This window comes from Pectobacterium sp. S5, from assembly GCF_051707265.1.
GTDB lineage: Bacteria > Pseudomonadota > Gammaproteobacteria > Enterobacterales > Enterobacteriaceae > Pectobacterium > Pectobacterium polare.
Window position 1 is genome coordinate 1 of sequence record NZ_JAULSZ010000013.1, and the last position, 5,121, is coordinate 5,121.

Here is a 5,121-nt window from a genome sequence, read left to right on the forward strand (position 1 = left end):
GTGGTCCCACCTGACCCCATGCCGAACTCAGAAGTGAAACGCCGTAGCGCCGATGGTAGTGTGGGGTTTCCCCATGTGAGAGTAGGGAACTGCCAGGCATCAAATAAGTGGAAAGCCTCTGTCGAAAGACAGGGGCTTTTTGCTATGGGAAATTTTTGGTGTATGTTGTTTATACCTTACCTGTGGTAAAAGACCGTCGGTATCTTGCGTAGATCAGGTAGACTATGTGATATCTGAATTGGTAGGTATTTCCAGCATGGTGTCGAGCATTATTTCATTGAAGTCTCATAACTCTTTCTCATTACCTGTGTCTGCGTCTCGCATTACGGTAGCGGATACTCAAGAGAAATTGATCGAAGAATGGCGCGTCGCCTGCGCATCACAAGAGCCCGTTTTATTGCTAGGAGAAGGAAGTAATGTCCTTTTTCTGGAAGATTTTTTAGGTACTATTCTGCTAAATCGGCTCAAAGGTATAGATGTGCGAGAAGAGAGCGATGGCTGGTATCTTCATATTGGTGCAGGTGAGAATTGGCATCAATTAGTTGAATATACGCTTAAATACGGTATTACCGGGTTAGAAAATCTAGCGCTAATTCCTGGATGTGTAGGGTCTGCACCGATACAAAATATTGGTGCGTATGGTATTGAATTACAAAATGTCTGTGATTATGTGGAATTGCTGGATCTGACTGAAGGTAAGGTCATGCGTCTTAGCACTGAGGAATGCCAGTTTGGTTACCGTGAAAGTATATTTAAGCATCAATACCGCTCTGGGTTTGCGATTACCGCTGTAGGGCTTTTTTTAAAGAAAGAGTGGCATCCAGTACTTAACTACGGCGATTTGGCAAAACTGAATCCTGAAACTGTGACACCACAGCAGGTATTTGATTCTGTCTGTCATATGCGTCGAAGTAAACTCCCAGATCCTGTAGTGACAGGTAATGCTGGTAGCTTCTTCAAAAATCCAATAATTACACAACAGCATGCCGAACGTATTTTACGAGAGTATCCGAATGCTCCTCAGTATTTACAAGCCGATGGTAACGTTAAATTGGCCGCTGGGTGGTTAATTGATCAGTGCAAGCTTAAAGGATTCCAGCTTGGTGGTGCAGCTGTTCACGAGAAACAGGCATTAGTTCTGATTAATAAGAATAATGCAAAAAGCTCAGATATTGTTGAATTAGCTCGTTACGTCCGCAATCAGGTTGCTGAAAAATTCTCCATACAGCTGGAGCCTGAAGTTCGCTTTATTGCTGCGTGTGGAGAGGTCAATGCCATCGAGGTATTATCATGAAAGATATTACGGTTCCTCTTAAATTAATTAAAATCCTCTCTGATGGTGAGTTTTATTCCGGTGAACTACTTGGCGAAATGATGGGGATGAGCCGAGCTGCGATTAATAAACATATTCAAACTATACGTGATTGGGGAATTGATGTTTTTACTGTAACGGGTAAGGGCTATTCTTTGCCAGCGCCTATGCAGTTATTAGATGAAGAAGTCATTCTTAAGCACCTACCGGAAGGTGGTGTGACGGTTTTACCTGTCGTTGATTCTACGAATCAGTACATTTTAGAACGATTGGATACGTTGTCATCCGGTGATGCATGCCTTGCTGAGTATCAGCAATCTGGGCGTGGTCGTCGGGGGCGGCAATGGTTTTCACCCTTTGGTGCGAATTTGTATTTATCCTTATATTGGCGTCTAGAACAGGGACCTGCTGCAGCTGTTGGGGTGAGTCTGGTTATCGGTATCGTAATGGCCGAAGTGCTACATAAGCTTGGTGCTGATGGTGTTCGAGTCAAGTGGCCGAATGATTTGTATCTGAAGGATAGAAAGTTGGCTGGCATTCTTGTCGAACTGACCGGAAAAACGGGAGATGCTGCTAATTTGGTAATTGGTGCAGGCATTAATTTACAAATGAGAGAACCCGCTCCAGATACGATTAATCAAGGCTGGATAAATTTACAAGAAGCAGGTATAGAGATTAATCGTAATACTCTCGCTTCGACTCTTATTTCTGAATTAAGAAGTGCTTTGGTTATCTTTGAACTACAAGGTCTTGAACCATTCATTTCCAGATGGGAAAAATTGGATAACTATTTTAATCGCCCGGTCCGTTTGATTATCGGTAATCGCGAAATACATGGGATAGATCGAGGAATAGATCGCCAAGGTGCATTGTTATTAGAAAACGATGGTCTGATAACACCGTATATTGGTGGGGAGATTTCTCTGCGCGGTGCATAAAAAAGGGGGAGATATCCCCCTTTTGCATATTCATTTTCTTAATCTAACACATTCAACGGCATGGTTAGCGCTTTTAGTCATAATAAGACTAGCTCTCTCTCGAGTAGGGAGAATATTTTCTTTTAGATTAAGTCCGTTAATTTCCTTCCATAATTGAGATGCAATACCGACAGCTTCTTCTTCCGTCAATTTTGCATAATTATGGAAGTATGAATTTGGATTTGAGAATGCACCCTGCCTGAATTTTAAAAATCTATTTATATACCATGTCTGTAACAGTGTTTCAGGTGCATCCACATAAATAGAGAAATCCACAAAATCAGAAACAAAAACCCTATGTGGATCATGTGGATAATCCATTCCACTTTGTAAGACATTCAAGCCTTCTAATATTAAAATGTCAGGTTGCTCCAACACTTTATTGTTATTAGGGACGATGTCATATGTCAGGTGGGAATAAGTTGGGGCGGTGACTTTATGTGTTCCTGATTTTATATCAGAAACAAATTTAACCAGGCTATGCATATCGTATGACTGCGGAAAGCCTTTTTTCTTCATCAAGTCGCGTTCTTTTAGTACCTTATTTGGATGAAGAAACCCATCGGTTGTAATAAGTTCTACACTGCGGTGTTCCGGCCAGCGGCTTAATAACGCCTGGAGCACACGAGCTGTGGTACTTTTCCCTACAGCGACACTACCTGCAATACCGATTATGTAAGGTATCTTTTGGCCATCAGTTCCTAAGAACTGCTCAAGCACTGCCTGACGTCGTAAATTAGAGCTGATATAGAAATTGAGCAGGCGAGATAGCGGCAGATAAATTTCCGCGACTTCGTCTAATGAAAGATCTTCGTTAATCCCTTTGAGCTTAACGATTTCTTCCTCTGTCAGCGTTAACGGGACGGAATCGCGTAAGGCGGCCCATTGGCTGCGGTTAAATTGTAGATATGGCGTGGCCAAAGATTGCTCTCTATTGCTCATAAGTCGTGTTCTGCCTGCTTAACAGGTAAGAAAAGGGACTCTTAGCTCAGCGAAGAAAACGGGCTATTAGTTTAGCCAACGCGATGATCGCGGCACCTTCTCTTATGTAATAAATTTTTGATAATGGGCAGGTTAACACTTTGCTGCTAGAAAGAAGAAGAGAAAATCGGTGCTGTACCCGATGCTGCTATGTTTACGCATCGGGTGCTCGCTAACTAGCGATGGCTTTACCCAAACCATTCACGGCAAAGAGGCGCTTATAATAAATGGCCGTTGGGTGATAGTAGCCATCGGGTGTGCAAGCATAGTCTGGTAATTCTCCCAGATGGCGATAGCCCAATGCACGGTAGAACGCTTCTGCGGGGGAACCTGCTTGAGTATCTAAGTAGAGTAAGCCCCTCTGTTGTGAAAGCGCGCTCTGTTCCAATAGTTGAATGAGCAGTCGGCCTATTCCTGCTCTTCTTGTGCGACTGTGAACCAATAATTTTTGAATTTCAGCTCTGTTTTTCCCATTTGGCTTTTGACACAACTCAAGCTGTACGCTTCCGACGACACCATCCTCATCGCGCGCTACCCATAACATGCGTTCACCGCTGGCGACGGATGTTTGCAAACTATGAAAATATTCTGTGGCTTCGTTGTGGGACAGTGGCGAGTGGTATCCAACAGAAGCACCTTTTTCTACAGCATCTATCAGTAGGCTAGCCAGTTCCTCACGATAGACAGGTAAGGTTGCGGCATTGAGTTGAACGGTTTTCATCGTATTTTTCCTCTTCGACAGAAATTTATTTCTAACCAAGCAAAATGCATTCCAGGTTCATTCCCTTAGAAAAGCGAGCAAAATAGCATCGGTCAGTGCAGTGCGTGCTCTTCTAAAGAGCAAAACGGTATTTTAGGTGCAAGAGGCATAGGCGGAAATTTGATGGCGAACTTCTACTTTACTGGATGGAATTGGTGGTTCTTTGCGCTAATTCTTACTGTTACTCTAGATTTATAGCCGGATTTGGATAAAATCTAAGCGATAGCGCATTTTACGCAATTTTTTTGTTGCATCAAGCGTTCTGTCTACCTAGAATGCGCAGCACTTGATGCCGGCTTAGCTCAGTAGGTAGAGCAACTGACTTGTAATCAGTAGGTCACCAGTTCGATTCCGGTAGCCGGCACCATCAAGTACACAATCAGGTGGGGTTCCCGAGCGGCCAAAGGGAGCAGACTGTAAATCTGCCGTCACAGACTTCGAAGGTTCGAATCCTTCCCCCACCACCAAATTCAATCCTGGCAACAGGATACTCGATACGGTAGCAAGAGTAAGCCGGATCGACGAAGGCGGGGTCTATAAAATCTTATTCCCCGACTTCAAAATCTACAGAAAAATTAGGTAGCCGAGTTCCAGGATGCGGGCATCGTATAATGGCTATTACCTCAGCCTTCCAAGCTGATGATGTGGGTTCGATTCCCACTGCCCGCTCCAAGATGTGCTGATATAGCTCAGTTGGTAGAGCGCACCCTTGGTAAGGGTGAGGTCGGCAGTTCGAATCTGCCTATCAGCACCACTTCCTTTTCCTCCTCCTGATTTTCTTTCTGTGAATAAATTCAGCAAGCTATTGCTTGGTTGATGTGGTGATACCACCGATTTATCCGTGTCTTAGAGGGACAATCGATGTCTAAAGAAAAATTTGAACGTACAAAACCGCACGTTAACGTCGGTACTATCGGCCACGTTGACCATGGTAAAACAACGCTGACCGCTGCAATCACTACCGTTCTGGCTAAAACCTACGGTGGTAACGCGCGTGCATTCGACCAGATCGATAACGCACCGGAAGAAAAAGCACGTGGTATCACCATCAACACCTCTCACGTTGAATACGATACCCCGTCTCGCCACTA

The 5,121-nt window shown here is 44.0% G+C and carries 5 protein-coding genes, 4 tRNA genes and 1 rRNA gene; 8 read left to right on the forward strand and 2 right to left on the reverse strand.

The window, feature by feature from the left end:
• The 3 genes from rrf to birA all read left to right on the forward strand — a co-directional run.
• Positions 1-98 (forward strand): 5S ribosomal RNA (gene rrf, locus QWJ20_RS21775); the annotation flags it as partial.
• A 158-nt stretch (positions 99-256) separates the two neighbouring features.
• Positions 257-1,294: a UDP-N-acetylmuramate dehydrogenase gene (gene murB, locus QWJ20_RS21780; RefSeq protein WP_174870265.1), complete on the forward strand. Its 1,038-nt coding sequence runs from the start codon at positions 257-259 to the stop codon at positions 1,292-1,294.
• The gene (gene birA / locus QWJ20_RS21785; protein ID WP_433993426.1) at positions 1,291-2,250 is read left to right on the forward strand and encodes a bifunctional biotin--[acetyl-CoA-carboxylase] ligase/biotin operon repressor BirA; all 960 of its coding nucleotides are present in this window, start codon (positions 1,291-1,293) and stop codon (positions 2,248-2,250) included. Before murB ends, birA begins: the two co-directional genes overlap by 4 nt.
• 30 nt (positions 2,251-2,280) lie before the next feature.
• Here the strand turns inward: birA and coaA are convergent, their stop codons facing one another.
• Both coaA and QWJ20_RS21795 read right to left on the reverse strand, forming a co-directional pair.
• Entirely contained in the window at positions 2,281-3,231 is a 951-nt protein-coding gene (coaA, locus tag QWJ20_RS21790) for a type I pantothenate kinase (protein ID WP_012772929.1), read from the reverse strand.
• A gap of 211 nt (positions 3,232-3,442) precedes the next feature.
• Entirely contained in the window at positions 3,443-3,991 is a 549-nt protein-coding gene (locus QWJ20_RS21795; protein ID WP_127158259.1) for a GNAT family N-acetyltransferase, read from the reverse strand.
• A 330-nt stretch (positions 3,992-4,321) separates the two neighbouring features.
• Here QWJ20_RS21795 and QWJ20_RS21800 point away from each other — a divergent pair.
• The 5 genes from QWJ20_RS21800 to QWJ20_RS21820 form a co-directional block, all read left to right on the forward strand.
• Positions 4,322-4,397, forward strand: a tRNA-Thr gene (locus tag QWJ20_RS21800).
• Between the two features lie 15 nt (positions 4,398-4,412).
• Positions 4,413-4,497, forward strand: a tRNA-Tyr gene (locus QWJ20_RS21805).
• A gap of 130 nt (positions 4,498-4,627) precedes the next feature.
• A tRNA-Gly gene (locus QWJ20_RS21810) sits at positions 4,628-4,702 on the forward strand.
• 6 nt (positions 4,703-4,708) lie between these two features.
• A tRNA-Thr gene (locus QWJ20_RS21815) sits at positions 4,709-4,784 on the forward strand.
• Positions 4,785-4,891: 107 nt separating this feature from the next.
• The coding region (locus QWJ20_RS21820) for a GTP-binding protein (RefSeq protein ID WP_257982128.1) at positions 4,892-5,121 on the forward strand (230 nt) is incomplete at its 3' end.